Origin of the sequence: Streptomyces viridochromogenes DSM 40736 (assembly GCF_000158955.1) — a bacterium.
Classification (GTDB): domain Bacteria; phylum Actinomycetota; class Actinomycetes; order Streptomycetales; family Streptomycetaceae; genus Streptomyces; species Streptomyces venetus.
The window spans coordinates 4,765,333-4,788,907 of sequence record NZ_GG657757.1 but is presented as its reverse complement, the minus strand read 5'-3'; the positions used below and the strand labels follow the sequence as shown (position 1 = coordinate 4,788,907).

General features: G+C 70.2%; 22 protein-coding genes, 1 tRNA gene and 2 pseudogenes. 13 read left to right on the top strand and 12 right to left on the bottom strand.

Annotation, left to right across the window (positions count from 1 at the left end; genetic code table 11):
• Positions 1 to 93 precede the first annotated feature (93 nt).
• Entirely contained in the window at positions 94 to 558 is a 465-nt protein-coding gene (locus SSQG_RS21150; protein WP_003991868.1) for a GatB/YqeY domain-containing protein, read from the bottom strand.
• Between the two features lie 135 nt (positions 559 to 693).
• On the opposite strand from SSQG_RS21150, the gene SSQG_RS21145 reads away from it, so the two are divergent.
• The 3 genes from SSQG_RS21145 (at position 694) to SSQG_RS21135 (ending at position 2,624) form a co-directional block, all read left to right on the top strand.
• Positions 694 to 1,620: a metallophosphoesterase gene (locus SSQG_RS21145; protein WP_003991867.1), complete on the top strand. Its 927-nt coding sequence runs from the start codon at positions 694 to 696 to the stop codon at positions 1,618 to 1,620.
• 112 nt (positions 1,621 to 1,732) lie between these two features.
• Positions 1,733 to 2,503: a Pr6Pr family membrane protein gene (locus SSQG_RS21140; RefSeq protein WP_003991866.1), complete on the top strand. Its 771-nt coding sequence runs from the start codon at positions 1,733 to 1,735 to the stop codon at positions 2,501 to 2,503.
• A gap of 47 nt (positions 2,504 to 2,550) precedes the next feature.
• Positions 2,551 to 2,624: transfer RNA gene (locus SSQG_RS21135), tRNA-Pro, on the top strand.
• Positions 2,625 to 2,707: 83 nt separating this feature from the next.
• Here the strand turns inward: SSQG_RS21135 and SSQG_RS21130 are convergent.
• Positions 2,708 to 3,109: pseudogene (locus SSQG_RS21130) on the bottom strand (tyrosine-type recombinase/integrase); the annotation flags it as partial.
• 30 nt (positions 3,110 to 3,139) lie between these two features.
• On the opposite strand from SSQG_RS21130, the pseudogene SSQG_RS42840 reads away from it, so the two are divergent.
• Together SSQG_RS42840 and SSQG_RS41450 are read left to right on the top strand one after the other, a co-directional pair.
• Positions 3,140 to 3,340: pseudogene (locus tag SSQG_RS42840) on the top strand (hypothetical protein); the annotation flags it as partial.
• A gap of 223 nt (positions 3,341 to 3,563) precedes the next feature.
• Positions 3,564 to 4,307: a hypothetical protein gene (locus SSQG_RS41450; RefSeq protein WP_003991863.1), complete on the top strand. Its 744-nt coding sequence runs from the start codon at positions 3,564 to 3,566 to the stop codon at positions 4,305 to 4,307.
• A 354-nt stretch (positions 4,308 to 4,661) separates the two neighbouring features.
• On the opposite strand, the gene SSQG_RS21120 is transcribed toward SSQG_RS41450, so the two are convergent.
• From SSQG_RS21120 to SSQG_RS21110, 3 genes are all read right to left on the bottom strand, one after another.
• A complete protein-coding gene (locus SSQG_RS21120) occupies positions 4,662 to 5,294 on the bottom strand; it encodes an MBL fold metallo-hydrolase (protein ID WP_003991861.1) in 633 nt (210 codons plus the stop codon).
• Positions 5,295 to 6,052: 758 nt separating this feature from the next.
• Complete coding sequence (locus tag SSQG_RS21115; protein WP_244299198.1) at positions 6,053 to 6,691, bottom strand: DUF4253 domain-containing protein; 639 nt, start codon at positions 6,689 to 6,691, stop codon at positions 6,053 to 6,055.
• A gap of 524 nt (positions 6,692 to 7,215) precedes the next feature.
• Positions 7,216 to 7,815 carry a TetR/AcrR family transcriptional regulator gene (locus SSQG_RS21110; RefSeq protein WP_003991859.1) on the bottom strand — a complete coding sequence of 200 codons (600 nt, stop codon included), beginning with the start codon at positions 7,813 to 7,815 and terminating at the stop codon, positions 7,216 to 7,218.
• A 154-nt stretch (positions 7,816 to 7,969) separates the two neighbouring features.
• Here SSQG_RS21110 and SSQG_RS21105 point away from each other — a divergent pair, with 154 nt between their 5' ends.
• Positions 7,970 to 8,620 (top strand): peroxiredoxin-like family protein, encoded by a 651-nt coding sequence (locus SSQG_RS21105; protein ID WP_003991858.1) that lies wholly within the window; start codon positions 7,970 to 7,972, stop codon positions 8,618 to 8,620.
• A gap of 42 nt (positions 8,621 to 8,662) precedes the next feature.
• On the opposite strand, the gene SSQG_RS21100 is transcribed toward SSQG_RS21105, so the two are convergent.
• Positions 8,663 to 9,400, bottom strand: a complete 738-nt coding sequence (locus tag SSQG_RS21100) for a flavodoxin family protein (RefSeq protein WP_003991857.1) — start codon at positions 9,398 to 9,400, stop codon at positions 8,663 to 8,665.
• 210 nt (positions 9,401 to 9,610) lie between these two features.
• On the opposite strand from SSQG_RS21100, the gene SSQG_RS21095 reads away from it, so the two are divergent.
• Both SSQG_RS21095 and SSQG_RS21090 read left to right on the top strand, forming a co-directional pair.
• Positions 9,611 to 11,302, top strand: a complete 1,692-nt coding sequence (locus SSQG_RS21095) for an acetolactate synthase large subunit (RefSeq protein ID WP_244299196.1) — start codon at positions 9,611 to 9,613, stop codon at positions 11,300 to 11,302.
• Between the two features lie 343 nt (positions 11,303 to 11,645).
• Positions 11,646 to 12,380, top strand: coding sequence for a 2-phosphosulfolactate phosphatase (locus SSQG_RS21090; protein ID WP_003991855.1), 735 nt, complete (start codon positions 11,646 to 11,648; stop codon positions 12,378 to 12,380).
• Here SSQG_RS21090 and SSQG_RS21085 read toward each other — a convergent pair.
• A complete protein-coding gene (locus tag SSQG_RS21085; RefSeq protein WP_003991854.1) occupies positions 12,328 to 13,422 on the bottom strand; it encodes a hypothetical protein in 1,095 nt (364 codons plus the stop codon). The two genes, SSQG_RS21090 and SSQG_RS21085, sit on opposite strands and share 53 nt — an antisense overlap.
• On the bottom strand, positions 13,419 to 13,889 hold the full coding sequence (locus SSQG_RS21080; protein ID WP_052310321.1) for an ATP-binding protein: 471 nt from the start codon (positions 13,887 to 13,889) through the stop codon (positions 13,419 to 13,421). The genes SSQG_RS21085 and SSQG_RS21080 overlap by 4 nt, the downstream gene beginning before the upstream one ends.
• A 174-nt stretch (positions 13,890 to 14,063) precedes the next feature.
• On the opposite strand from SSQG_RS21080, the gene SSQG_RS21075 reads away from it, so the two are divergent.
• From SSQG_RS21075 to SSQG_RS21065, 4 genes are all read left to right on the top strand, one after another.
• Positions 14,064 to 14,984: a helix-turn-helix domain-containing protein gene (locus SSQG_RS21075; RefSeq protein ID WP_003991852.1), complete on the top strand. Its 921-nt coding sequence runs from the start codon at positions 14,064 to 14,066 to the stop codon at positions 14,982 to 14,984.
• Entirely contained in the window at positions 14,935 to 15,063 is a 129-nt protein-coding gene (locus SSQG_RS42835) for a DUF397 domain-containing protein (protein ID WP_338117281.1), read from the top strand. The genes SSQG_RS21075 and SSQG_RS42835 overlap by 50 nt, the downstream gene beginning before the upstream one ends.
• A gap of 253 nt (positions 15,064 to 15,316) precedes the next feature.
• On the top strand, positions 15,317 to 16,195 hold the full coding sequence (locus SSQG_RS21070; protein ID WP_003991851.1) for a hypothetical protein: 879 nt from the start codon (positions 15,317 to 15,319) through the stop codon (positions 16,193 to 16,195).
• Between the two features lie 206 nt (positions 16,196 to 16,401).
• On the top strand, positions 16,402 to 16,950 hold the full coding sequence (locus SSQG_RS21065; protein ID WP_158681077.1) for a hypothetical protein: 549 nt from the start codon (positions 16,402 to 16,404) through the stop codon (positions 16,948 to 16,950).
• 215 nt (positions 16,951 to 17,165) lie between these two features.
• Here SSQG_RS21065 and SSQG_RS21060 read toward each other — a convergent pair whose 3' ends face one another.
• The 3 genes from SSQG_RS21060 to SSQG_RS21050 form a co-directional block, all read right to left on the bottom strand.
• The gene (locus SSQG_RS21060; RefSeq protein WP_003991849.1) at positions 17,166 to 17,582 is read right to left on the bottom strand and encodes a hypothetical protein; all 417 of its coding nucleotides are present in this window, start codon (positions 17,580 to 17,582) and stop codon (positions 17,166 to 17,168) included.
• Between the two features lie 78 nt (positions 17,583 to 17,660).
• Positions 17,661 to 18,365, bottom strand: coding sequence for a TIGR03943 family putative permease subunit (locus SSQG_RS21055; RefSeq protein WP_003991848.1), 705 nt, complete (start codon positions 18,363 to 18,365; stop codon positions 17,661 to 17,663).
• Positions 18,362 to 19,420 (bottom strand): permease, encoded by a 1,059-nt coding sequence (locus tag SSQG_RS21050; protein WP_003991847.1) that lies wholly within the window; start codon positions 19,418 to 19,420, stop codon positions 18,362 to 18,364. The genes SSQG_RS21055 and SSQG_RS21050 overlap by 4 nt, the downstream gene beginning before the upstream one ends.
• Before the next feature lie 177 nt (positions 19,421 to 19,597).
• Here SSQG_RS21050 and SSQG_RS21045 point away from each other — a divergent pair, with 177 nt between their 5' ends.
• Positions 19,598 to 21,505 carry an NAD-binding protein gene (locus SSQG_RS21045; RefSeq protein ID WP_003991845.1) on the top strand — a complete coding sequence of 636 codons (1,908 nt, stop codon included), beginning with the start codon at positions 19,598 to 19,600 and terminating at the stop codon, positions 21,503 to 21,505.
• A gap of 175 nt (positions 21,506 to 21,680) precedes the next feature.
• On the opposite strand, the gene SSQG_RS21040 is transcribed toward SSQG_RS21045, so the two are convergent.
• Complete coding sequence (locus SSQG_RS21040; protein WP_039933283.1) at positions 21,681 to 23,549, bottom strand: S9 family peptidase; 1,869 nt, start codon at positions 23,547 to 23,549, stop codon at positions 21,681 to 21,683.
• Positions 23,550 to 23,575 lie beyond the last annotated feature (26 nt).

Below are 23,575 nucleotides of genomic sequence, written 5' to 3'. Positions count from 1 at the left end.
CCCGACGGTGTGACCGGACGGCGTGACCGACAAAGGGGCGGCCCCCTCTTCCCGTACTGGGGAGAGGGGGCCGCCCTTTTCTGCCTGATGGGATCAGCCGGCGAGCAGCTTCTTCACCGCGGCAGCGACACGGCCGCCCTCGGCCTGCCCGGCCACCTTCGGGTTCACGATCTTCATGACGGCGCCCATGGCCCGCGGCCCCTCCGCACCGGCGGCCTTGGCCTCCTCGACGGCCTGGGCCACGATCTGCTGGAGCTCCTCGTCGGACAGCTGCTTGGGCAGGTACGTGGCGAGCACCTCGCCCTCCGCCTTCTCCCGCTCGGCCTGCTCGGCACGGCCACCCTGCGCGAAGGCCTCGGCCGCCTCGCGCCGCTTCTTCGCCTCCCGGGTGATCACCTTCTGCACCTCGTCGTCGGAGAGCTCGCGCTTCTCCTTGCCCGCGACCTCCTCCTTGGTGATCGCGGCGAGCGTCAGCCGGAGCGTCGAGGAGCGGAGCTCGTCGCGCTCCTTGATCGCGGCGTTGAGGTCGTCCTGCAGCTTCGACTTGAGCGTGGTCATGGGGTTGATTGTCGCAGGTGCGGAAGGAAAGGCGCCCCTCGTTTTGTGGGGCACCGCGGTAGGCACCGGCGCCGACAGGGGGTTTCGCACACCGCCCGGGCACGGGCAACGGCCGGGGTCTGACACGATGGACGTATGCGCGCGCGATACGGAGTCCCCCTGGGAATCGCGGCGGCTGGTGCCGCCGGTCTGTTGTACGCGGCGGGCTTCGAGGCCCGCTCCTTCCGCCTCCGCCGGGTCACCGTCCCGGTCCTGCCCCCGGGAATGCGCCCCCTGCGTGTGCTCCAGGTCTCGGACATCCACATGGTCAGCGGCCAGCGCAAGAAGCAGCGCTGGCTCCGTTCCCTGGCCGGCCTGCGCCCGGACTTCGTGATCAACACGGGTGACAACCTGTCCGACCCGGAGGCCGTCCCGGAGGTCCTGGACGCGCTCGGCCCACTGATGGAGTTCCCGGGGGCATACGTCTTCGGCTCCAACGACTACTACGGCCCCACGCTCCGCAACCCGGGCCGCTACCTCCTCGAGAAGACCCAAGGCCGCCACGGCCTGAACGGCAACCCGCCGGTCGTCGGCGCGGTGCACAACCCGTGGGAGGACATCCGGGACGGCTTCGACGCGGCGGGCTGGCTCAACCTGACCAACACGCGCGGCACGCTCAAGATCGAGGGCCTCTCGCTGGAGCTGACGGGCCTGGACGACCCGCACATCAAGCGGGACCGCTACGAGCGGGTGGCCGGCGGCCCGTCGGACACGGCGGACTTCTCGATGGGCGTCGTCCACGCCCCGTACCTGCGCACCCTGGACGCCTTCACGGCCGACGCGTACCCCCTGGTCCTGGCCGGCCACACCCACGGCGGCCAGCTGTGCATCCCCTTCTACGGCGCCCTGGTCACCAACTGCGACCTGGACACGGACCGGGTGAAGGGCCTGTCGACGCACACGGCGGAGGGCCGTACGTCCTTCCTGCACGTGTCGGCGGGCTGCGGCACGAGCCGCTACACCCCGGTACGGTTCGCGTGCCCGCCGGAGGCGACGTTGCTGACGTTGGTGGGCCGGGAGTAGACGAGCCGGCGACGGGGGCAAGGGGGGCGACGGGGGCGACACGGACGGTGGTGTAACCCACACAGCCCCACCCACATCGCCCGCTATGTCTGTTTCTGTCAGCGTGGGTGGCATGACCGCCCCGATACCCAGGGACATACCGGATCTCCCCGCGATTCCGGCCAAGCCCACGCTGAAGCCCTCCCCCGTCCCCGCCACGGCCGTCGTCACCCCGGTCCGCCGCCCGGCTGCCGCAGCCTTCCGGCTGCTGATCGCCGCGACGGCGGCACTGGGCGTGACCCTCGAACTACTCGTGGGCGACTGGTCCCGAGCCCTGGGCTACTTCGCGGTCCAGAGCAACATCCTGCTGGCGCTGGTCATGGCCCTGTCGGCCCGCCGCGCCTGGACGGCCGGCCGCCCCCTCCCGGGAGCCGTACTGGGCTCGACCCTGTTCTACGTCGTCATCGGCGCCTTGGTGCACCACCTGCTCCTGGCGAACCAGGCGAGCCCCTTCGCCCTCACGGGCGCGGCCGCGCACCCGACGGGCTGGCACGCCGTCGCCCAGAACACGCTCCTCACGGTCACGCCGATCGCCGCCGCACTGGAGTGGCTCCTGCTCACGACCCCCGGCCGGATGCACCTGCGCCAGGCCAGCACATGGCTCCTCTACCCCATGGCCTACCTGGCCTTCTCCCTCATCCGGGGCGAGCTGCTCCTCCCGGGCACCCACGACCGCTACCTCTACCCCTTCCTGGACGTCGACCAGGACGGCTACAAGAAGGTCCTCGGGAACGCCCTCCTCCTGGGCCTCTCCTTCTACGCCCTGGCGATCACCCTCGTGGCCCTCGACCACGCCCGCCCGAACCCCATCCGCCACCGCGGGAAAACCGGATTTCGTCTCTAGCCACGGGTGGGCTAAAGTAAACGACGTCGCCGCGACAGCAGCGACATCGGGGTGTAGCGCAGCTTGGCAGCGCGCTTCGTTCGGGACGAAGAGGTCGTGGGTTCAAATCCCGCCACCCCGACAGTGAAACTCCAGGTGAGGCACCTACGGATTTCCGTAGGTGCCTCACCTGTTTCGTCTGCGTGACTATCCGTTCCCGCGTGTCTACGGCCGCTGGGGATCAGCGCCGAAGATCCCGTCCATGACCACGGCACCGGTCTGGATCACGGGCCGGATCTGCTTCCTGTAGACCTCCTCAGTCACCGCCGTACCGGAGTGGCCGACGAGACGGGAGATCTCTTCCAGCGGGGCGCCCCGGTCGGAGAGCAGGGACACGAAACTGTGGCGGAGCTCCCTCGGCGTCCACTCGTCGGCGTTGATCCCCTTGGCATCCTTGAGCGCCTGGCGGAAGGCGCGCCGGACGTTGGTCGCATCGAGCAGCTCACCGATAGCCGACGAGAAGACCAGGCCGTGTTCCTCCCACTTGTCGCCAGCAGCGAGCCGCTCCCAGCCCTGGTCTTCAAAGTGCTGCCAGAGAACCTCGACGCAGCGCGCCGGCAAAGCGAGTAGGGACGGGCACCGCCCCAAAGGTCGAGCAGCGCCTCCGACGAGGCCTGAACCTGGCTCCATGACGGCCGCATCGAGACACGACGAGCCCTCTTACGCATGGAACCCTGCACGGTCTCTCTGACACACGCCAGCACCCGCATCACATGGACGATCCGACCAGTGGTCCTCCTGCCCTTGGCCCACCGCCAAGGCGTCGATCTCCCAGCCTGCGCAAACGACTTCAAGCCCCGGCTGCGCTCCGACCCGCCGGGCGCGCTTCCCGGCGGGGGATCGGCCGGCACCGGGATGGAGGGGGCACCGTTCCCGACTGCGGGTCCGTACCGGCGTACCGGATGGGAGCTGGGGAAAGTGGTGGGTTGAGCAAGACGGCCCCGGCACGCAGCCTGACGGTGAAGACACCCGATGACCTGTCGTATCGTTCCTCGTCACCGTACGGACAAGGGGAGGGACCATGAGCGGGGCCATCGGACGAAGACACCTGGCGGTCATGGCTTTGATGGCCATCGGCATGACAGCTTGCGGCGGCAAGCATGACGGAGGCTCCCCGGCAGGGCCCGTCAGCGGACGGCCGGAGCACAGGGCACGTGTGCTCTCTCAGCAGCAGCTCGAAGATGCCGTAGTGGACGCGCATGATCTTCCCGGAGTCCAAGTGGAAGAGATTGGAGCGGGAACGAAAGGTGTGGGCAATGGCGTCATCCATGCCGCACGCCGTGCCAACACCGCCCCGTCGCTGTGCGCGCCGGTCAGCGCCGCAGTGGATGGAGCCAGCGGCTACACCCCCGTCGGCAGTGTGCAGCGCATCGCAGGAACGAAGGGGCACTCTGCAACCCTCACCCTGGTGTCGTACCGCTCAGCGGATGCCTCACAAGTCATAAAAGAGCTTCGTACGAGCTTGAAGTCCTGCAAGGGATACGAGGCGGGCGCGGGTGCCATGAAGGTGACGTACGACGACGTCGAGGCCACCAACGCTCCCCCGCAAGGCGATGAAGGGGTCGCCTTCCGCCTCAAGTGGGTTGTTGAGCCCGGTGAGGACGGCCTGAAGTCCCCCGTCAGTGTGGCCGTCATCCGCCACGGGTCCACACTGGCGATCTACAAGGCCGTTTCCCACACGCCCAGGGCATCGGCGAACATCCCAAGCGATCTCGTCAACGCCCAGTCGAACGTGCTGCACGCCGCCCTTTACACCCCTTCGTAGTCGTGCCCCCGGCGTGCCCGATGAGAGGGCAAGCAGCGGGGAACAGCGGGGAACGTCGCAAGCGACCCGGGAACACGCAAGTCAGCGCCCCACCAGGTCAGCACGCTCTCGCATACGCGATCATCCAACTGGGTCTGCAGCAGCGCCACGGTGTGGGGGGCAGCATCCACGCGCAGGTGTATGGATGTCCAGGCGCAGGGCGAGAGGCCCAGGAAGGCGGCGAGTGCGGCGGCTGCGACCGTCCACCACGACAGGCCGAGCGCCCGGATGGGCATGAACGCAGGTGAACGGCCCTGCACACCGTCCCACGAGGCACCAGCAGAGTGCAGCGGTGCCAGCGTGATCCTCTCGCTCTCACGCGATGCGGCGGAGCCAGTCCTCCACGCGCTCGCCCACCTCGCCGACCGTGGTGACGTCGCCGTGCCCCGGGCACACCACCGTCTCGGGGGGCAGGGTGACGAGGCGCTCGCGGATCGACTGGATCATCGCCTGGAAGTCGGAGTCCTCCGGCCCGATGGTTCCGGGGCCGCGCGAGAGCAGCATGTCCCCGGTGAAGACGCGGCGCAGCGCCGGATCGTACAGGCTTACGGATCCCGGCGTGTGCCCCGGAGTATGACGTACCGTCAGGGCGGTTCCGGCGACGTCGATCACCCGGCCGTCGACGAGTTCCTCGTCGGGGACACGGCTGGGAAAGCTGCGGCGCCACAGCTCCAGGTCGTCCGGGTGCAGCATGATCGGAGCACCGGTGCGGTCCGACAGAGCCACCGCCGCGTCGACGTGTCCGTTGTGTGCGTGGGTGCACGCGATCGCCACCACGCGGCGGTCGCCGAGCGTCGTGGCGATGACGTCCGGCTCGTGTGCGGCGTCGACCACCATCGCCTGCTCGTCGTCACCGATGATCCACACGTTGTTCTCCATCGGCGTGGTGTCGGCGTCCGGCCCGGCCACGACTCCGGTCGTCACCACGCACTCGACCCGGGCGGTCACGACATCACCGCCGGGAGCGCTCGGCTGCGGGCAGTCACCCGCGCTCTGGGGTCCTTTGCCTGCCGTTCCATGGAACAGCCCCTTTCCGGATGAGGCCCTCTACCCCAGTGGACCCCGCCGGGCATGCGGCAGCAACCGGCAGGTCTTCCCCTACCGGGGCGTATGCGCTGACCTGCAGGAACTCATGGCCCGTCCGCGACACGGCGGAGTCGGCCTTGCGGGCCGTGGCCCCCAGTGAGGCCGGCCGGCAGCATGGACAATTGCCGCATGCGTTACCTCAACGGGACGGGTCGGCTCCCGCTCTTCACCGGCACGGAAACGATGACGCTCGACCGTGGACGTGGACGCCTGGAACGAGGCAACGGGCTTGGCCCCTCGTCGTCGATCCCCAGCGAGGTCCCCGCGGCCGGTCACGGACTACTCGGACTTCTCCCATTTGGAGCGAGCCGACCAGGTAGTGGCCGCCATACCCGGAGCGGGCTGGCGTGCCGCTTGGTCAGGGGTGAAGCAGTCCCCACCGGGTGCGTGTCTGACTGCGTGACGACGCCGACGGACAACGGCGAACGAGCCCGGACGCGTGCGAATCATCGACGCAGGTGAGGAGCACACCACCCCCAGGCACAACCCCCACCCAACGGCGCGTTGGACTCCGCGGACACAAGCGCGACAGACTGTTGTCACGCGCCGACCACCGGGAGATCACCCGAACAGGAACCCCGTTCGACTGATCAAGCCTGCCCAGCGGTAACGGTGACCGCTCAGTCCCACCAGAAGAACCAGGTTCGTGTCGGGACCTGCAAGGCGACCTCGGGCAGTCCGCCGATGACCTGGTCAAGGTCGGGGCAGTAGGCGTAGTGCTCGATCGCGACCCGTGCCGTCTCGGACGGAGCCGCCGGGGGGTGCTCGACCGACAGCAGCACCTCGTGGGTGTCGAGGTAGCAGATCTCCGCGCCGTACCGGTCATGCCACTCCCGCAGGACGTTCGCGTGGTCCCGGTAGGACAGGGCTTCCCTGCCGGGGAACGGCGTGTGGTTCGGCGTGTCCGGTGCGTCCAGGAGCTCCGGGAGGCCCGGCGGGTCCCCGGTGGGGACGAGGTAGATCCACTCGGGGGGCTCTACGAAGAAGGTGGCAAACAGTGACTCCGCAGACCTCGGCGCCCGCATTCCGGCCGCCGGAATGGCATCTGTGAGTCGCCTGGCCAGGTCTTCGAGGTCGCGGGCAGGGCTCGGGTGTCCTTGGGACGGTTTGAACCACTCGGCCTCTGTGAGGAGTTCGTTCGCCTGCAGCTCCATCAGCCTGCCGATGATCGACTGGCCGCGCTTCTCGTCGTGGCTGTCGCCGGGTACGTCCGCCCATTCCCATTCGGGCGGCGAGGTGTGGGAGATGAAGGGCCACAACCCTGTGGTCTCGTATCGCTCACGAGCGCGCCTCCACACGTCGAGACACGCCCCAGGCTCGCACCGGAAACCGAGGAGTACACCCCCTCTCGGAGTTCGAGCCCTTCGCACCTGATCCGCACGCACACCCAGCTCGGCCGCGAGCGTGTCCATGGAGTCGCCCCGCATCGTTCTTCCGTATCCCTCGCGTCCTGGCGCTCACATGCAATGAGGGGCCGGCGGCCACCGGGCCCACCCGCCCCTGAACTCCGCGCGGCACGACGCAGTCCATCGGCCACGGCACTGATTCTGCCTGATGCGAACCGCATACGCGTCGCACCACCAGGCCAGCTCTCCGAGGACCCCCGCTCCGCCAGCAGCACGGACTCGGGCAGGGCATTCCCTGCGCCTCCGCCTGCGCCAGGGTGATTTGTCACCTGGACACAAACCCTGTTCGACTGATCAAGCCTGTTGAGCGGTAAGCGGATGGCTTCTGAGTGGTTTCCGCGGCCGATTTGGTAGCCCTTTGGGAGACGGTCGCCCGTTCACGCCACCGTAGGGCTGGCGAGTGACTGCAAGGCGGTGGCCACGGTGGCGTGCAGCGCCTTCGCGTCGGCGCCCGCGCGGGAGCGCAGGTTCACGCCGTAGGCGAGCAGTGCCAGCACTTCGGCAGCCGCGCCCGGATCGGTGCCGGACGCCAGTTGCCCTTGCGCCTCGGCCGCGACGAGTGCCGCGTGCAGGGCGTCCCGCAGTTCCCGGTGGTGTTGTTCGAGGAGGTCGCGGACCTCGGGGTCGCCGTTCTCCGCGCCGGTGTGCGCGTTGACGACCAGGCACCCCCAGCGGGCGTGTTCGCCGGCGCACCGCACCGCGATGAGCCCGTCGAAGAACTCGGCGACGGCCCGCAGCCCTCGCTGGTCCTGGGCGAGAGAGCGGAACGCGGGCCGGGACCACTGGTCGATGTAGCGGCGCAGCGCGGCGCCGTACAGGTCCTGCTTGCCGCCGAAGGTCGCGTACAGGCTGGAGCGGTTGAGGCCGGTCGCGGTCACGACGTCCTGGATCCCGGTCCCGGCCACGCCCTGGCGCCAGAACAGTCGCACCACGGTCTCCAGGACCGCGTCCGGATCGAAGTGCTTGATGTCCGGCATGCTCCGCCCCTCCATCTTGGACCGACGATTTCAAGATACCCCTCGTCCATCCCCGGCCAATCTCGGCCGACCCCTTGGTACGGGATCACGCCGCCGCTATCTTGAAACGGTCATTCCAAGTTAGTCGAGACGTCGATCGGGAGGAACGGACACCGTGACCACACTCAACGCCGAGTTGCGCGCCTTCTACGAGGCCCGTCAGCAGGAGATTCCCGCCGAGATACGGGAGACCATGCGCCGAGCCGGTGAGGAACTCGCCGCCTCGGGGCAGGCCGAGCGCGCCCTCGGTGTCGGCGATCCCGCGCCTCGCTTCCGGCTGCCCTCGGCGACCGGTCGGACAGTGGTCCTGGACGACCTGCTCGCACTGGGCCCGGTCGTCCTCACCTTCTACCGTGGTGCCTGGTGCCCCTACTGCAACATCGCGCTGCGCGCCCTTCAGCAGCACCACGCCGACATCACCGCGCACGGCGCACACCTCGTCGCCGTCTCCCCGCAGATCCCCGACGAGTCCCTCACCCTCACCGAGAAACACGGCCTGGCTTTCGACGTCCTCAGCGACATCGGCTCCGACACCGCCAAGCAGTACGGCCTCGCCTTCGACCTCCCCGACGATCTGGCCGCCGTCTACGACAGGCTCGGCTTCGACCTCCAGCGCGTCAACGACGGCCATCCGCGCACCCTGCCGCTGCCCGCCACCTACGTCATCGATCGCGCGGGCACCATCCGATGGGCCTTCGTCAACGCCGACTACACCGCCAGGGCGGAACCCGCCGACCTCCTCGCGGCTCTTGAGGCGCTGGGCTGACGGCTCAGCGGCGTTCCGGCGTGCCGACCGGCTCCGGTGTCCCTACCGGTGTTCGGGGTTCTCGTAGTCGCGGCGGCAGCCCGCGTCCCAGGCGGTGCGCTGGTTGCCGTAGGCGGGGATGCCGCCGAGGTCCTTCAGCGCCCGGGCCAGGTGCAGCAGGTTCCAGGTCATGAAGGTGGTGTTGCGGTTGGTGAAGTCGTTCTCCGGGCCGCCCGAGCCGGGATCCAGGTACGAGGGGCCCGGGCCCGCCTCGCCGACCCAGCCGGCGTCCGCCTGGGGAGGGATGGTGTAACCCAGGTGCTGCAGGCTGTAGAGGACGTTCATGGCGCAGTGCTTGACGCCGTCCTCGTTACCGGTGATCAGGCAGCCGCCGACCCGGCCGTAATAGGCGTACTGTCCCGCGTCGTTGAGCAGGCTGGAGCACGCGTAGAGGCGTTCGATCACCTGCTTCATCACGGAGCTGTTGTCACCCAGCCAGATGGGGCCGGCCAGCACGAGGATGTCGGCGGCCATCACCTGCCGGTACAGGTCGGGCCAGGCGTCCGACTCCCAGCCATGCTCCCGCATGTCCGGCCACACGCCGGTGGCGATGTCGTGGTCCACGGCCCGGACGACGTCGACGTGCACGCCTTGGGCGTCCAGGATGGCGGTGCTGCGGTCGATCAGGCCCTGGGTGTTGCTCGTCCCCGGCGAGCGCTTCAGGGTGCAGTTGATCACCAGAGCACGCAGGTCGTCGTACCGAGCCGGCGGTGCGTCGGTGGCGGGCGACGAAGCGGTCACACGGTCCTCCCGGAGCCTTCTGCGCAGCACGATGTTCCTCGGCGGCGCACGTCCACATCCGGCTCCAGCGTGCGGGCGGCCCACGTCCGCCGCCACTCCGACGCCTCCGAACGGCCGCCGCGGCGCACCTGTGGCATCGGTGTCCAGTCGGCCGCCTCGGTCGGCGGCGGATGAGTGGTCGGGGCAGGCGGGCGTACTTACGTTCGTCCCGTGAGTACCGAAGGCGCGAGCGAGTCGAGGGACACGGCAGCAGTGGAAGACGTCGCGCACCTGTTGGTGCGTTGTCTGCGGGCCGAGGGCGTGGAGTACGTCTTCGGGATCCCCGGTGAGGAGAACATCCGCTTCGTGGACGCGCTGCAGGGCTCGGGGATCCGGTACGTCCTGGTGCGCCATGAGCAGGCCGCCTCCTTCATGGCGGAGATCTACGGGCGGCTGACCGGCCGGGCCGGAGTGTGCTCGGCCACCCTGGGGCCCGGTGCGATCAATCTGCTGCTCGGCACCGCGGACGCCTTGACCAACAGTGCGCCGATGGTCGCCCTCGCCGCTCAGGGCTCGCTGCGCCGTATCCACAAGGAGTCCCACCAGGTCATCGACCTGGTGTCGATGTTCGCTCCGGTCACGCAGTGGGCTGCCCGCGTCGAGTGTCCGGACGCCGTGCCGGAGATGACCCGAAAGGCGTTCAGGACCGCGCAGAGTGAACGCCCCGGCGCCGTGTTCCTGGCCGTGCCGGAGGACATCGAGGCCGAACGTCCGGCTGAGCCCCTCGCCCCCCTGCAGATCGACGCTGTAGGTGCCGACGCGCCCTCGCCCACCCAGATCGCGCGGGCGGCCGCGGTGCTTGCCTCGGCTCGGCAACCCGTCGTGCTGGCCGGCCATGGCGCCGCCAGGGCCCGAGCCTCGGCCGCCCTGCTGCGGTTCGCCGAGCAGCTGAACATCCCGGTCGCGACCACATTCCACGGCAAGGGCGTCTTCCCCGACGACCACCCGAACGCCCTCGGCGCGGTGGGCTTCATGCGCCACGACTACGGCAACTTCGGCTTCGACACGGCCGACGTGCTGCTCTGTGTGGGCTACGAGATCCAGGAGTTCGACCCCGCCAAGATCAACCCGAACGGTGACAAGCGCATCGTGCACGTGCACCGTTTCCCCGCCGAGGTCGACGCCCACTACCCAGTCGCCGTGGGCGTCGAAGGAGACCCCTCGCAGGCGCTGGACGCACTCGCGGCCGCACTGCCCGCCGGACTCACCTACGACTCCGGGAGCAGTGCGAAGATCCGCACCCTCCTGGACGAAGAGCTCCAGTACGGACGTGACAACGACGCGTTCCCCCTCGTGCCGCAGCGTGTGGTGCACGATGTCCGCGCCGCCCTGGACCGCCGCGACATCGTCCTCGCCGACACCGGTGCCGGAAAGATGTGGATGTCCCGCCTCTACCCGACGTATGAGCCGGACACCTGTCTGGTCTCCAACGGCCTGTCCACCATGGGGTTCGCGCTGCCGGGCGCCATCGCCGCCAAGCTCGCCCTGCCGGACCGACGAGTCCTGGCCATGATGGGCGACGGCTCGTTCCTGATGAACTCCCAGGAACTGGAGACCGCCGTCCGTGAGCGCATCCCGCTGGTGGCCCTCGTCCTCGTGGACGAGGAATACGGCCTGATCACCTGGAAGATGGAACTCGAACTCGGCCGCCACAGCCACACCCGGTTCACCAACCCCGACCTCGTCGCCTACGCCGAGAGCTTCGGCGCACGCGGCTACGCCGTCGAGACCGCCGACCAACTCCTGCCCGTACTACGACGCGCCCTCGACGACGACTCGGTCTCCGTGATCGCCTGCCCCGTCGACTACTCCGAGAACCTGCGCCTGACCGACCGACTGGGCAGCCTCCACGGCCCGTTCTGACGCGCGGTCGGCCACCGGTCGAGCAGGGGGGGGATCGCTGTTGGCCCGTACTCTCGTGCCATGGATGCGTACTTACCCCTCTTGATCTTGATGGGTGGCCTCGCCGTGGTCATGGGCGCGTTTGCGTGGCTGGCCTCGCGTATTCGTCGCCGGGGTCTTGCCTGACGATCATTGGGGGCGAAGTCCCCGCGAAGTCAGTCAGGCCCGCACAGGGGATCGCCGATCGCTCGCGTCGCGTTCTCGTCGCTCACGACGGGGCCTTCGCCGCTGGGCTGATCGCCTCAGGTCCGTGCGCTGAGCCATACGCCCCACCGGCAGGCCGGGCGTGCGCGATCATGGACGGATGGACGCTCGGTTTCTTGGCATCGGTGAGCTGGGCGGGTCCCCGGCTGTGGCGGTCGTGGTTGATGTCATGCGGGCCTTCACCGTGGCTGCCTGGGCCTTTGATCAGGGGGCGGAGAAGATCGTTCTCGCTGAGTCGCTGGACGAAGCCCTGGCGCTCAAGGCTCGTCACCCGGATTGGGTGGCGCTCAAGGACGGTCCGCCCGCGCTCGGGTTCGACGCCGTGAACTCTCCTGGTCTGCTGCGGTCGGTTGACCTTGGTGGACGGACCGTCGTGCAGAAGACCACGGCGGGGACGGTCGGCGCCCTTGCGGTCAAGGAGGCGTCGCTGGTGCTGTGCGCCAGTTTCGTGGTGGCGGAGGCGACGGCCGGGTTGTTGCGGACACGCGGGTGTGACAGTGCCACGTTCGTGGTCACCGGCGAGGATGGGCGAGCCGATGAGGATCTGGCGTGCGCTCAGTACATCGCCCGGAGGGCCGCCGGGGCCGGGGCGGATGCTGCTGAGTTCCTCCGGCGTGCCGCCGAGTCGCGTGCCGCCGCCGAGCTGGCGGAGGGGGTGCGTCAGGGAGTTCATCCTGATGACGTCGCCCTCTGTCTCGAGCTCGACCGGTTCCCCTTCGCCCTGGTGGCGGCCCTGGAGGACTCGCTCATGGTCCTGCGTCCGTGCGCCGTGCCTGCGCCGGTCACAGGTCAGCCGCGGACGGGTGGACGTACCGCCCTTCCTCGAACGGAGTGAACCATGTCTTGAACGCCATGGGCGTGACGCCGAGGGCCGCTCCGGCGTCGCTGTCGTCGATGCCGTCCATGGAGTCGTCGTAGAGCCACTCGTGGTCCATGTCCTCGTAGACGTTGCCGGCGAACGAGTCGAGTGCCGCCGAGACGCCGTCGTCGAGCAGCCCGTACGTCTCCAGGGTCACCTTCGTCTCACGCAGCAGCAGCCTCAGCGCGAGTTCCTCGGCGACGCAGCTCAACCGCTGGAAGCTGCCGTCCGTGAAGCGGGTGGTCATCGCGATCACCGTCACCAGGAAGCGGCGGGCGAAACGGGCGTCGTACTGGAGGGCGTAACGCTCGGGGAGGTCGTCGATGCGCCATAGGGGCCTGTCGCATTCCGCGACGGTGGTGTCCCCCGTCGCCAGGGTCTGCACGTCCTGGAACAGCTCGTCCACCAGGACGTCCGTCGCGTACACCAAGGCACCGGCAGCCAGGCTCGCGTTCTCCTGTGATACGCCGAACATCACGGGTGGGAAGGAGCGCAGCCCGGCTGCCAGCGTCAGCATCTGGCCGCGAGCAACTTCCGCATTCGCCTCTGCGTCGTAGTTCTCCGTGTCGTCCTCGGCCCTGGGGCGCTCGCTGTGCCGTGCCTTGCGGTCGGCGGGATCATCGGGCGGGACGTCGGGGCCGTCGGCGGCGTCCAGGCTCTCCTGAGCGAGCTCCGGGTGCAGTTCGACCTCGCATCGCTCGATCCGCCAGTCGGCCAACAGCTCGGACTGTTCCAGCAGTTCGGCGACGACCAGCCGGACCGCCTCCTCGGCGAGTTCCAGCGCCGGAGCGTCCACGAACACTTTCAGGAGTGCTCCGCCCGGGTGGACGGCCACGATGCTGTCGACGAGATCGACTTCCTCGACGTCGCCGGGTTCCTCCTCGTCGCCGACTTCCTCGATGTCCTCGGCCGAGTCGAAGCCGTCCTCGATGAGCGCCACGGCGCCGGCGCGCTGCAGTGGGTCCATCTCCGGAGTGCCCTCCGGGATGCGGGCGTCCACGGTCACTACGTATGTCACGCATCCGATCCTGACAGGGATACGGCAGGTGGCGGGAAGGAAACCTCCGCCCACACCGTCTTGCCCAGGGGCCGACGAGGTTCCGTCCCCCAGCGCACGGCCAGGACGTCGACCAGGAGCAGTCCTCGCCCGGACTCGCCCTCGGGGTACGACGAGGGCCGGGCCGTGGGCGGCCGTTTCTCGGACGCGGCGTCCGCGACCTCGATGCGAACCAGGCCCGCAGTCGCGTCGAGGGCGAGTCGGAGGTGGCAGTCGTGGCCGGGGACCCTGCCGTGCTGTACGGCGTTCGCCGCGAGTTCCGCGACGACGAGAGCGACCGCGCACGACGTGTCGGACGCCGGCGGGTGGCCCCACTCCTCCATGTGCCGGACCGCGAGGCGTCGGGCGAGCCGCGCACCTCGCGGTGAAGAGGCGAACTGCGCTGCGAATGAGCGGAGTTCCGGGGCGGTCGTTCCTGTCGTCGTCACGGCTTGTCCGTCCTTGCCTGTCGCGCTGGTATTCCGTGGCGTGCATGTGTCGTCACGTTCTGTGTCCAAGAGTGGTCTGATCGCCCTACGCTCGACAGGTGACACAGGCTTACTTTTCAGCCCGTAAGGAACGGAAGTGACGCTTTGGCCAAGGGAATTGACCCCAGTGCGTCGATGGCGGCCCTGTTCGGCGCCAGGGTCCGCAAACTCCGTACGGCGGCCGGACTGACCCAGGCCGAACTCGGTGACCGCACGCACGTGGTGAGTACGCGGATCACACAGATCGAGCGGGCGTCCGGAGCGAAGCCGACGCTGGAGCTGGCGCGGGCGCTGGATGCGGCCCTCGGTGCGGACGATCTGCTGGTGGAACTGTGGCCGTACGTGTACCGGGAGGCGTTTCCGGACTGGTCGCGGAGGTTCATGGCGCACTCCGAGCGGGCTGTGGCCGTCCGCGAGTACGCGGCTCATGTGGTGCCAGGTCTGTTGCAGACGCGGGACTATGCGCGGGCGGTGCTGAGCGTTGGTCGGACGCTCGGTAGCAACGAGCAGTTGGAGGAGCGGGTCGCCCTTCGCATGGGACGGCAGGAGCGGCTCGGTACGCCCGACCGTCCCGAGCTCTGGGTGGTGCTCGACGAGGCGGTGCTCCGGCGCCCGGTCGGCGGCCGGCCGGTGATGCGTGAGCAGTTGGCGCGATTGCTCACGGCGGCGACGGAACCGCACATCGCCGTGCAGGTCCTGCCGTTCGACCAGGGCGAGCACGACGTCATGGGCGGCTCGCTCACGGTGCTGACCATGCCGGACGGGTCGGAGACCGCCTACACGGAAGGCGCGCACTACGGCCAACTCGTCGAGGATCCGGACGAGGTCAGGAGCTTCGCACTCACCTACGATCGGCTGCGTGCGGCAGCTCTGCCCCCGCTCATGTCGCTCGACATGATCCGATCCGTGATGGAGGACAACCACCGTGGAGCGAACGTCCCGTCCCGATCTGAACGGCGCCGCCTGGCGCAAGAGCAGCTACAGCAATCAGGAAGGCGGCAACTGCGTGGAGGTGGCCGACGGATTCCGGGCCGCGGCCGTCGTCCCGGTCCGTGACAGCAAGGCCCCGGACGGCCCTGCGCTGTGCTTCGAAGCCGCGTCCTGGACGGCCTTCATAGGCGGGTTGAAGGCCTGACGCCGGCTCGCCGGGCCCTTGTCCGCGAGGGTCCGGCGGGCCGCTGACCTCCCTAAAGAACCGGGGGAAAGAACTACCCGCCCACCCACCCTCCCCGGTCAGGGAGCCCGAGTCACCCGTCCGAGTGTCCGGCTTGCAGCAGCGGGTAACGGACCGTTACGTTCGCCGCGACAACCCCACACAGATACGGCCCCCGGCCGGGACGGCAATCCCGATCGAGGGCCTGACCGATCAGGAAGCAAGCACCTTCCCGATGGATGACTCGCAGTCTAACGCGCGCCTGCGCGCCGACGCCGGAGCTCCGACTTCCGGCGTGATCCACGTACGCACCCGGCTGACGGCCGACTTCACCGTGATCTCCAACGCCCTCGCCCAGCGGCGCGGCAGCGCGGTCACCATCGGCGTCGCGGCGTACATCTCCTCCCTTCCCGACGGCTCCCCCGTGAGCATCACCGCCCTGTGCGAGCACTTCAGCGAGGGCGAGATCCTCATCTCGCGGGCGCTCAGGGAGCTGGAAGCGGCCGGGTACCTGGAGCGCCGCCGCGAGCGCACGCCCACCGGGCAGGTCCGTACCCGGACGTACTTCTACGACGTACCCGGCGGGCCCTCCGACGACGGACCGCCCGAGCCGCCCGGGCCGCGCAGGCCGCGCAGCTCCCGGAAAGAACCCGCCGTCGCGGCCATGGCCCCGGTCGTGCATCAAACGGTCCATGCACCCGTGCAGACGGAGGCGGAGGAGCCGGCCCCGCTCTCCGCCGCAGACCCTCGGGCCGTCGCCGTCCTGGCCGACCTGCGCCAGGTCGACTCCCGCCTCGTCCTGTCCACGCAGGAAGCCGCCCGCCTCGCCCCGGGCGTCAGCGCGTGGCTCGCGGCAGGCCTCCTGCCCACGCAGATCACGGATCGCCTGACGGCAGGGCTCCCGGACCACCTCATGGCCCGGCCCGCCGGCATCCTCGCCTACCGGCTCAAGGAGACTCCCCTGCCCTCACCCGTCAGAAGCGCCGAGCCCACGGTGCGTGCGGCGGTCGTCCCCATGTGGAACTGCGACGGCTGCGACCGGGGGTTCCGCGCGGAGGAACCCGGCCGTTGCCGCGACTGCCGGTCCCGGGGGCGGCTTCCTGCGGTCGGCTGAGCCGTCTTCGTCGACCCTTTGGCACGCACAGCACCGCCGGCAGCACCCTCACGTGACCGGTCCGAGGCGGGCCAACTTCCCTCTCCTACAGTCGACTTCGATCGTATGCGGTCGCGAACGCGCTGTAGGGTGATCGATCTCTGCTCCTTGTGAGCAGAACGCAAGACCACAACGAGGGGAACATGAAAGTGAATCTGCGTCGCATCATGCCTTCGCGGCAGTCGTCCGCGGGCAAGAAGGCCATGTCGGTCGCGCTGGTCGGTGCCACTGTCGTCGGCGCCTCCGTGCTGTCCGTCTCGCCGGCGGCCGCGCTGAGCTGGAAGTGCAAGGAGAGCTCCAAGACCATCGACGACGCCGGGTACTCCGGCCCCTGGGGCGACAACTGGGACTTCACCGTCAAGAACTGTGTGGCCCGGTCCGGCAGCTACGTCTACGCCAAGGCCAAGGTGAGCTGGGACGCTCCCCCGTGGTACTCCGGGACCGATCTGTCGGAGACCTTCGACGCCGCCTACTTCCGGCTGTACATCAAGCACGCCGACGCGGGCGCGGACAGCGTCCTGCTGAAGAGGGACTTCGACATCAAGTCCAAGCTGGCCGCCATGGACGGCAACGGCAACGGTTCGTGGACCTCGTCCACCGTCAAGAAGAAGGTCGGCGGCAAGAGCGCGTACGCCGACGGCGCACTGCGCCTGAACTGGGACGAGGACGGCAAGGACATCGTCCACTACGGCTTCTCGGCCAGCCGCTCGGTCTGAGGGCACATCCGCGCGGGGGCACTAGGGCCTGTCGTTTGGATCAGGTCGGCCGAGAGCGACTGCGCCTCTCGGCCGACCCGAGCGGGGCGGTGGTGCGTGCAGATGCAAGGCGGAGGAGGGCGTCAAACGCGGAGCGTTGAAAAACCGACGACAACGCCGGCAGAATGTGCGGTGCCACGCCCCGGCGACCCCGGCTTGATCCAAACGACAGGCCCCTACGTCAGCAGCCCCGGCCAGTGCCCCCGCCAGGGGGAGCGCAAGGAAGGCCCGCGCCCCCAGGCCATGGCGTGGCGGATGCAGGGGAACTTGAGCCAGGCCGTGCGGGACAGGGTCTCCGGGCGGGTCTCGTCGCCGGTGTCCGGGCGGGGCCTCGCGGCCAGGCTCAGGAGGACCAGGGACGGGGCACAGGCCGCGCAGCCGGTCCAGACGAGGAGCTGGGGGATCACGGCGTACTGGGCGGGCGTGATGACGCCGACGGTGATCGCGCCGAGCAGTGCGGTCAGGGCCGCGCCGAGGACGGCCAGGGTCAGTCCGGCGCGGCTGTCGGCCTTCGCGAGTTCCTCGCGGGCCTCGGTCAGGAGCTCTCGGTTCGTCGCTTCCGCCGTCGTGCGCTCGCCTTCGAGTGTGGTCATGGGTTCCCCTCCCCCTCACTGATCATCCGCTGGTCAGCGGCTTTTCCGGGTACCCGGAAGGGGCTGTGCCACGCCGGGTCACGTGTTCCACGTCTCGTCGTACGGGTCGTGCGGTGTGGGGACGGGGCGGGCTCGGGTGACCTCGACGTAGGGGATCGGGCCGTCGTTGACCGGGTCCTTGGTCCGGCGGGGCGTGTACCGGCCGGTGATCTCCAGCCAGGTGTCCGGCGCGAGGACCGGGGGGACGTCGCCGGTCAGGGCTATCTTGACCGGCTGGGCGTCCGCGGCGCAGCAGTTGAGGCCCATGCGGACCAGGTAGGGGGCGCCGGTGCGGTCCAGCGTGACGAAGCCGGTGATCTTCAGCTCGCGGTCGTGGAGGGAGCGGCCGTCGTCGTAGACCGCCCGGCCCGCGTAGTCGGCCACGCCGAGGCGGAGGGGGGCGTCGCCGCCGGGGAGGTCCGGGAAGCCGAAGGGTTTCGTGAGGGCCGTGCCCGTGTGGGAGGCGCTGTAGGAGCCGAGGGCCGGTGGTGCGACCAGGATCAGGGCCAGGACGGGGAGCGCGAGGAGCCAGGAGATGCGGGGTTCGTGGTGCTCGTGCCCGGGTGCGCCGCGGCGTTCGTACCAGAGTGTCGCCGCAGCCGTCGCGATCAGTACCACGCCCGCGAGCAGCACCAGGGGGCGCAGGCCCGACTTGACGTAGCGCAGGTAGAGGTCGGTCGTGCCGGCGTGCAGCAGGGTCGCGCCGAGCAGGAACATGAGGGCCGACTGGGCCAGGCGGTTCACAGCAGGACCGTTCCGGTCAGGGCCGACACGACGACGGCCAGGGCGAAGGTCGCGGGGGCGAAGCGCAGGGCGAAGGCGCGGCCGAAGGTGCCCGCCTGCATCGCGAAGAGCTTCAGGTCGATCATCGGGCCCACGACCAGGAACGTCAGACGGGCCGTCAGCGAGAACTGGGTGAGGGACGCCGCCACGAACGCGTCGGCTTCCGAGCAGATGGACAACAGGACGGCGAGTGCCGCGAGGGCCAGGATCGAGAGCAGCGGGTTGCCTGCCGCCGCTTGCAGCCAGTCCTCCGGTACGACCGCCTTGAGGGTGGCCGCCGCCATCGCGCCGACCACCAGGAACCCGCCCGCGTGCATCACGTCGTGCCGCACCGAGCCCCAGAACTCCGCCCCCTTGCCTTGGCCTTCGTACGACGACCTGGCCGGGGGCCGCAGCCAGTCCGTGCGGCCGACGCGGTGCCAGAGCCAGCCCATCGCGCAGGCCACCAGCAGGCTCGCGACGAAGCGGGCCAGGACCATCTCCGGGTTGCCGGGGAAGGCCACGGCCGTCGCCGTCAGCACGATCGGGTTGATGGCCGGTGCGGAGAGGAGGAAAGCCAGGGCCGCGGCGGGGGTGACCCCTCGGCGGACCAGGGCTCCGGCGACCGGCACCGAGGCGCACTCGCAGCCCGGCAGGACCGCGCCCGCGGCGCCCGCGACCGGGACCGCGAGGGCCGGGTGTTTCGGCAGGGCCCTGGCGAAGAAGGACGGCGGTACGAACACCGCGATCGCCGCCGACAGCAGCACGCCGAGCACCAGGAACGGCAGCGCCTGGACCATGACCGCGACGAACACCGTCATCCAGCTCTGCATCACCGGTGCGGCCAGGGCTCCGCGGATGGTGTCCTGGAGCATCACGGCCGTGAGCAGGAGGAGGGTGAGCAGGAGGGCCGGGTTGAAGCGCCGGGCGTCCGCCGGGCCGTTGCCCGGTGCCGGCTTCGTGACCTCGCTGTCCTTGGACGAGCGGGTCCCGGCTGTCTCGTCGGTCTCCTGTGGGGCGGGTTTCGTGGTGGCCACCGGCCCGGTACCTCCGGTCGTGCGCACGGGCATTGCCTCCCCTTCCATACGGCCGGGGCACGGCGGGCGTTCAGCCCCCGCTGTTCCCTTTCTGGAACCAGCCGTCCCGGTGAGGCAGTCTTCTCCCTTGTGGGGAGCGTTCCGAACCAAGGTCAGCCAGGTGATCCGGCCACGCACATGATCGTGTGCGGTGACGACGGGCTCGCGCACCGGCTGGCCGCCGAACTCCGAGGTGTCTACGGCGAACAGGTCACGCTCGTCGTGCCGCCCTCGGGACGCCGGGTACGGCAGCCGGTGGTCGGACGGGCCCGGGCCGCCTCGGCGGCCCTGTTCGACCGGGTCAGCGCGGCCGTCAACCGGGCGGGCACGAGCGGCGCCGAACCGGCCGTCAACGAGCAGGTCGTGGAGGCCGCCGAGGTCACCGAGGCCGTGCTCACCGAGGTGGGCGCCGACCGGGCGGCGGCACTGGCGCTCGTGTACGACGACGACGAGACCAACATCCGCGCCGCCCTCACCGCCCGTCGGCTCAACCCCAGCCTGCGGCTCGTCCTGCGGCTCTACAACCGGCGGTTGGGGCAGCACATCGAGGAACTGCTCGACCAGACCGCGGCGGTGGCCTCCGGGACGGGGCCGGGCCAGGGGCTCGACGCGTCGACGACCGTGCTGTCCGACGCCGACACGGCCGCGCCCGCGCTGGCCGCCACGGCCCTCGTCGGGACCAGCAAGGTCGTGCAGACCGAGGGGCTCGTGCTGCGGGCCGTGGAGCGGCAGCCGCCGCGGCCCGGCGAGGTGGCCCACCCGGGGCTGTGCACGCTGGCGCTGCTGTCCACGACGAGCAACGACCCGGCGGGCGCCGACGGTTCGGAGGGCAGCGGGGAGCACGGGCCGCAACTGCTGCCGGACGAGATGGCGGTGGCGTCGGCGACCGGGCGCGGGACGGTGGTTCTGGAGCAGGTGGCGTACTCGGGGCCGTCCCTGCCCGCCGGGCGGGGCGGTGTGCCGCCGTTCGCCTCGCTGTTCTCGCGGCGGCTGCGGTGGTCGCTGGCGGGGCTGGTGGGGTGTGTGCTGGCGCTCGCCGTCGCGTTGATGTTCGTCACCGGTGAGCATCCGCTGTACGCCACGTACGTCACCCTGCTCGATCTGTTCGGCATCAACGATCCCGCGTTCCACGAGTCGACCGGTGAGCAGGTGCTTCAACTGCTTTCGGGGCTGGTCGGGTTGCTGCTGCTGCCGGTGCTGCTGGCCGCGGTGCTGGAGGCGCTGGGCACGTTCCGCAGCGCCTCCACGCTGCGGAAGCCGCCGCGGGGGCTCGGGGGGCACGTGGTGCTGCTCGGGCTCGGCAAGATCGGGACGCGGGTGCTGACGCGGCTGCGCGAGCTGCACATTCCGGTGGTGTGCGTCGAGTCCGACCCGGAGGCCCGGGGCATGGCCACGAGAAGCGGCGGCTGCGGGTGCCGGTGGTGCTCGGGGACGTCACGCCAGGAAGGTGTGCCTGGAGCCCGCGAAAGATCCCATCGGGCCCATGCGCTGCTGGCGTTGACCAGCGCGGACACCACGAACCCTGGAGGCCGTCACTGTACGCCCGGTCCCGTGCGGCCCCGATCTGCGGGGTCGTGCTGCGGCTGTACGACGACGACTTCGCGACGGCGGTGTACCGGACCCCTGCGGGCCGCGCATCCGTTCGCCCTGACGCGGAGCCGGAGTGTGTCGCATCTGGCGGCGCCCGCGTTCGCCGGGGCGATGATGGGGCGGCAGATTCTGGGGGCGATCCCGGTGGAGCGGCGGGTGTTGCTGTTCGCGGAGGTGGATGTGGCCGGGCATCCGCAGTTGGAGGGGCGGACGGTGGGGGAGGCGTTTCGGGCCGGGGCGTGGCGGGTGCTGGCGCTCAACACGGCGCCTGCCGGGGGGCGGCGGGTGGGTGAGGGCGACGGTGCGGAAGAGGACAGTGCGCCGGCGTCGGGGCTGGTGTGGGATCTGCCTCCTACGTATGTGCTGGGGCCTGACGACCGGGTGGTGCTGGCGGCGACTCGGCGGGGGCTCGCGGAGTTGCTGGGGCGGAGGCGGAGGGAGCCCGCCGGGGCGTGACGCCGGTTCGCTGCGCGGCTCGGCGTTTGCAAGGTGCCCGGGGTTGGTGCTGGGAGCGGGGCGTTGCGCAACCCGGCGGTGCGGGGTGCCGCCGCGCCCACCCGTGCCGCCCCAGCGGCACGACTGCCCGTAGCTAGGGCGGCACGCAGCCGCCGCACCGCCCCCGCCCCCCGAGCTACTGGGCGCTCCCCCGTCCCTTCAGGTGCCTCTCCGCGAACTCCAGTTCCAGCCTCACCTGTTTGATTCGCTCGTCCACCACCAGCGACCCGTGCCCCGCGTCGTAGCGGTACACCTCGTGCACCGCTCCCCTCGCCTCCAGGCGTTTGACGTAGTTCTCGATCTGGCGGATGGGGCAGCGGGGGTCGTTGACGCCGGCCGAGATGTAGACCGGGGCCGTGACCTGGTCGACGTAGGTGAGGGGGGACGACGCCTCGAAGCGGTCGGGGACCTCCTCGGGGGTGCCGCCGAGGAGCGTGCGGTCCATCGCCTTCAGCGCTTCCATCTCGTCGTGGTACGCCGTCACGTAGTCGGCGACGGGCACCGCCGCGATGCCCAGGGTCCAGGCGTCGGGCTGGACGCCGAGGCCGAGGAGGGTGAGGTAGCCGCCCCAGGAACCGCCCGTGAGGACGAGGCGGTCGGGGTCGGCGAGGCCGGAGGTGACGGCCCATTCGCGGACCGCGGCGATGTCCTCCAGCTCGATGAGGCCCACCCGGTGCTTCAGGGCGTCCGTCCAGGCACGGCCGTAGCCGGTCGAGCCGCGGTAGTTGACCCGGACCACCGCGTATCCGTGGTCGACCCAGGCCGCCGGGCCCGCCGCGAAGGAGTCGCTGTCGTGCCAGGTCGGGCCGCCGTGGATGTCGAAGATCGTGGGGAGCGGACCGGTGGCGTCCTTGGGCTTCTGGACCAGGGCGTGGATGCGGCCGCCGGGGCCCTCCACCCACACGTCCTGCACCGGCACCGACCCGGGCGACTTCATGCCGGGCGGGTCGAGGACGACACCGCCCGCCGTGGAGCGGACCGCGGACGGTTCTGCGGAGGAGGACCACAGGTACTCCACGCTGCCGTCGGGCCGGGCCGTCGCGCCGGACACGGTGCCGGGCGGGGTCGGGATCTCGGTCAGCGCGCGGCTCGCCAGGTCGTAGCGGAACAGCTCGCTGCGGGCCTCGAAGCTGTGCGCGATGAGCAGACCGGTGCCGTCCGGGTACCACTCGGCGCTGACGTCACCGGGCAGCTCCAGCGCCAGGTCCGTCTCCTCGCCGGAGGCGACGTCCCAGACGAGCGGCTCCCAGCGGCCCCGGCGCTGGTGGCCGATGAGGAGGCGGGTGTCGCCGTCGACGGGCGCGAAGCCGAGGACCTCCAGGCCGAGCTCGCGGGTACCGCCCTCGGTGTCGTCGAGGTCGGCGACCGTGCCGCCGTCGGGGCGCAGGACCCGCAGGGCCGAGTGCATCGCGTCGCCGTGCTCGGTGTGCTCGACGGCGATGAGCGAGCCGTCGTGGGAGAGGTCGCCGACGCCGGCGGACTCGCGGTGGCGGTAGATCTCCACGGGCTCCTCGCCGGTGCGGACGAGGTGGATCGTCGTGCCGTCCTCGTCCGTCGAGCGGCCCACCACCGCCGTGCGGCCGTCGCGGCCGAGGGCGAGGCCCGCGGGGTAGGAGGCGTCCAGCCCCTCGGCGGCGAGGTCGTCCGCGCCGCCCGTGAAGGGCTGGCGGCGCCAGACGCCGAACTCGTCGCCGTCCTTGTCGTCGAACCACCAGATCCACGCGCCGTCCGGGGACAGCACGCCGTCCGTCGTGCCGTTCGGCCGGTCCGTCACCTGGCGCTGCTCACCCGTCGACCGGTCCCAGGCGTACAGCTCGTACGTCCCCGTCGCGTTCGACACGAACAGGGAGCGGTCCGGGGCGTCCTCCGCCCAGTCGGGCAGGGACACCCGAGGCGCCCGAAAGCGCTTCTCCCAGTCCGGCATCCGCTCCTGCTGTCCCGCCTGTACCACGTGCTCCTGCTGGTCCCGCTGATGCCGCGCGTCGGACCCGTTGCTCTCAGTCATGGCCCCATAGTGCACGCCCTGACCGA

Bases quoted from the DNA above. Each gene is read 5' to 3' on its own strand.
- SSQG_RS21110 (WP_003991859.1), bottom strand. From the start codon at position 7,815: ATGCCGGACATCAAGCACTTCGATCCGGACGCGGTCCTGGAGACCGTG.
- SSQG_RS41450 (WP_003991863.1), top strand. From the start codon at position 3,564: ATGAGCGGGGCCATCGGACGAAGACACCTGGCGGTCATGGCTTTGATG.
- SSQG_RS21145 (WP_003991867.1), top strand. From the start codon at position 694: ATGCGCGCGCGATACGGAGTCCCCCTGGGAATCGCGGCGGCTGGTGCC.
- SSQG_RS21065 (WP_158681077.1), top strand. From the start codon at position 16,402: ATGCCTTCGCGGCAGTCGTCCGCGGGCAAGAAGGCCATGTCGGTCGCG.
- SSQG_RS21150 (WP_003991868.1), bottom strand. From the start codon at position 558: ATGACCACGCTCAAGTCGAAGCTGCAGGACGACCTCAACGCCGCGATC.
- SSQG_RS21045 (WP_003991845.1), top strand. From the start codon at position 19,598: ATGATCGTGTGCGGTGACGACGGGCTCGCGCACCGGCTGGCCGCCGAA.
- SSQG_RS21140 (WP_003991866.1), top strand. From the start codon at position 1,733: ATGACCGCCCCGATACCCAGGGACATACCGGATCTCCCCGCGATTCCG.
- SSQG_RS21040 (WP_039933283.1), bottom strand. From the start codon at position 23,549: ATGACTGAGAGCAACGGGTCCGACGCGCGGCATCAGCGGGACCAGCAG.
- SSQG_RS21070 (WP_003991851.1), top strand. From the start codon at position 15,317: ATGGATGACTCGCAGTCTAACGCGCGCCTGCGCGCCGACGCCGGAGCT.
- SSQG_RS21090 (WP_003991855.1), top strand. From the start codon at position 11,646: ATGGACGCTCGGTTTCTTGGCATCGGTGAGCTGGGCGGGTCCCCGGCT.
- SSQG_RS21075 (WP_003991852.1), top strand. From the start codon at position 14,064: ATGGCGGCCCTGTTCGGCGCCAGGGTCCGCAAACTCCGTACGGCGGCC.
- SSQG_RS21060 (WP_003991849.1), bottom strand. From the start codon at position 17,582: ATGACCACACTCGAAGGCGAGCGCACGACGGCGGAAGCGACGAACCGA.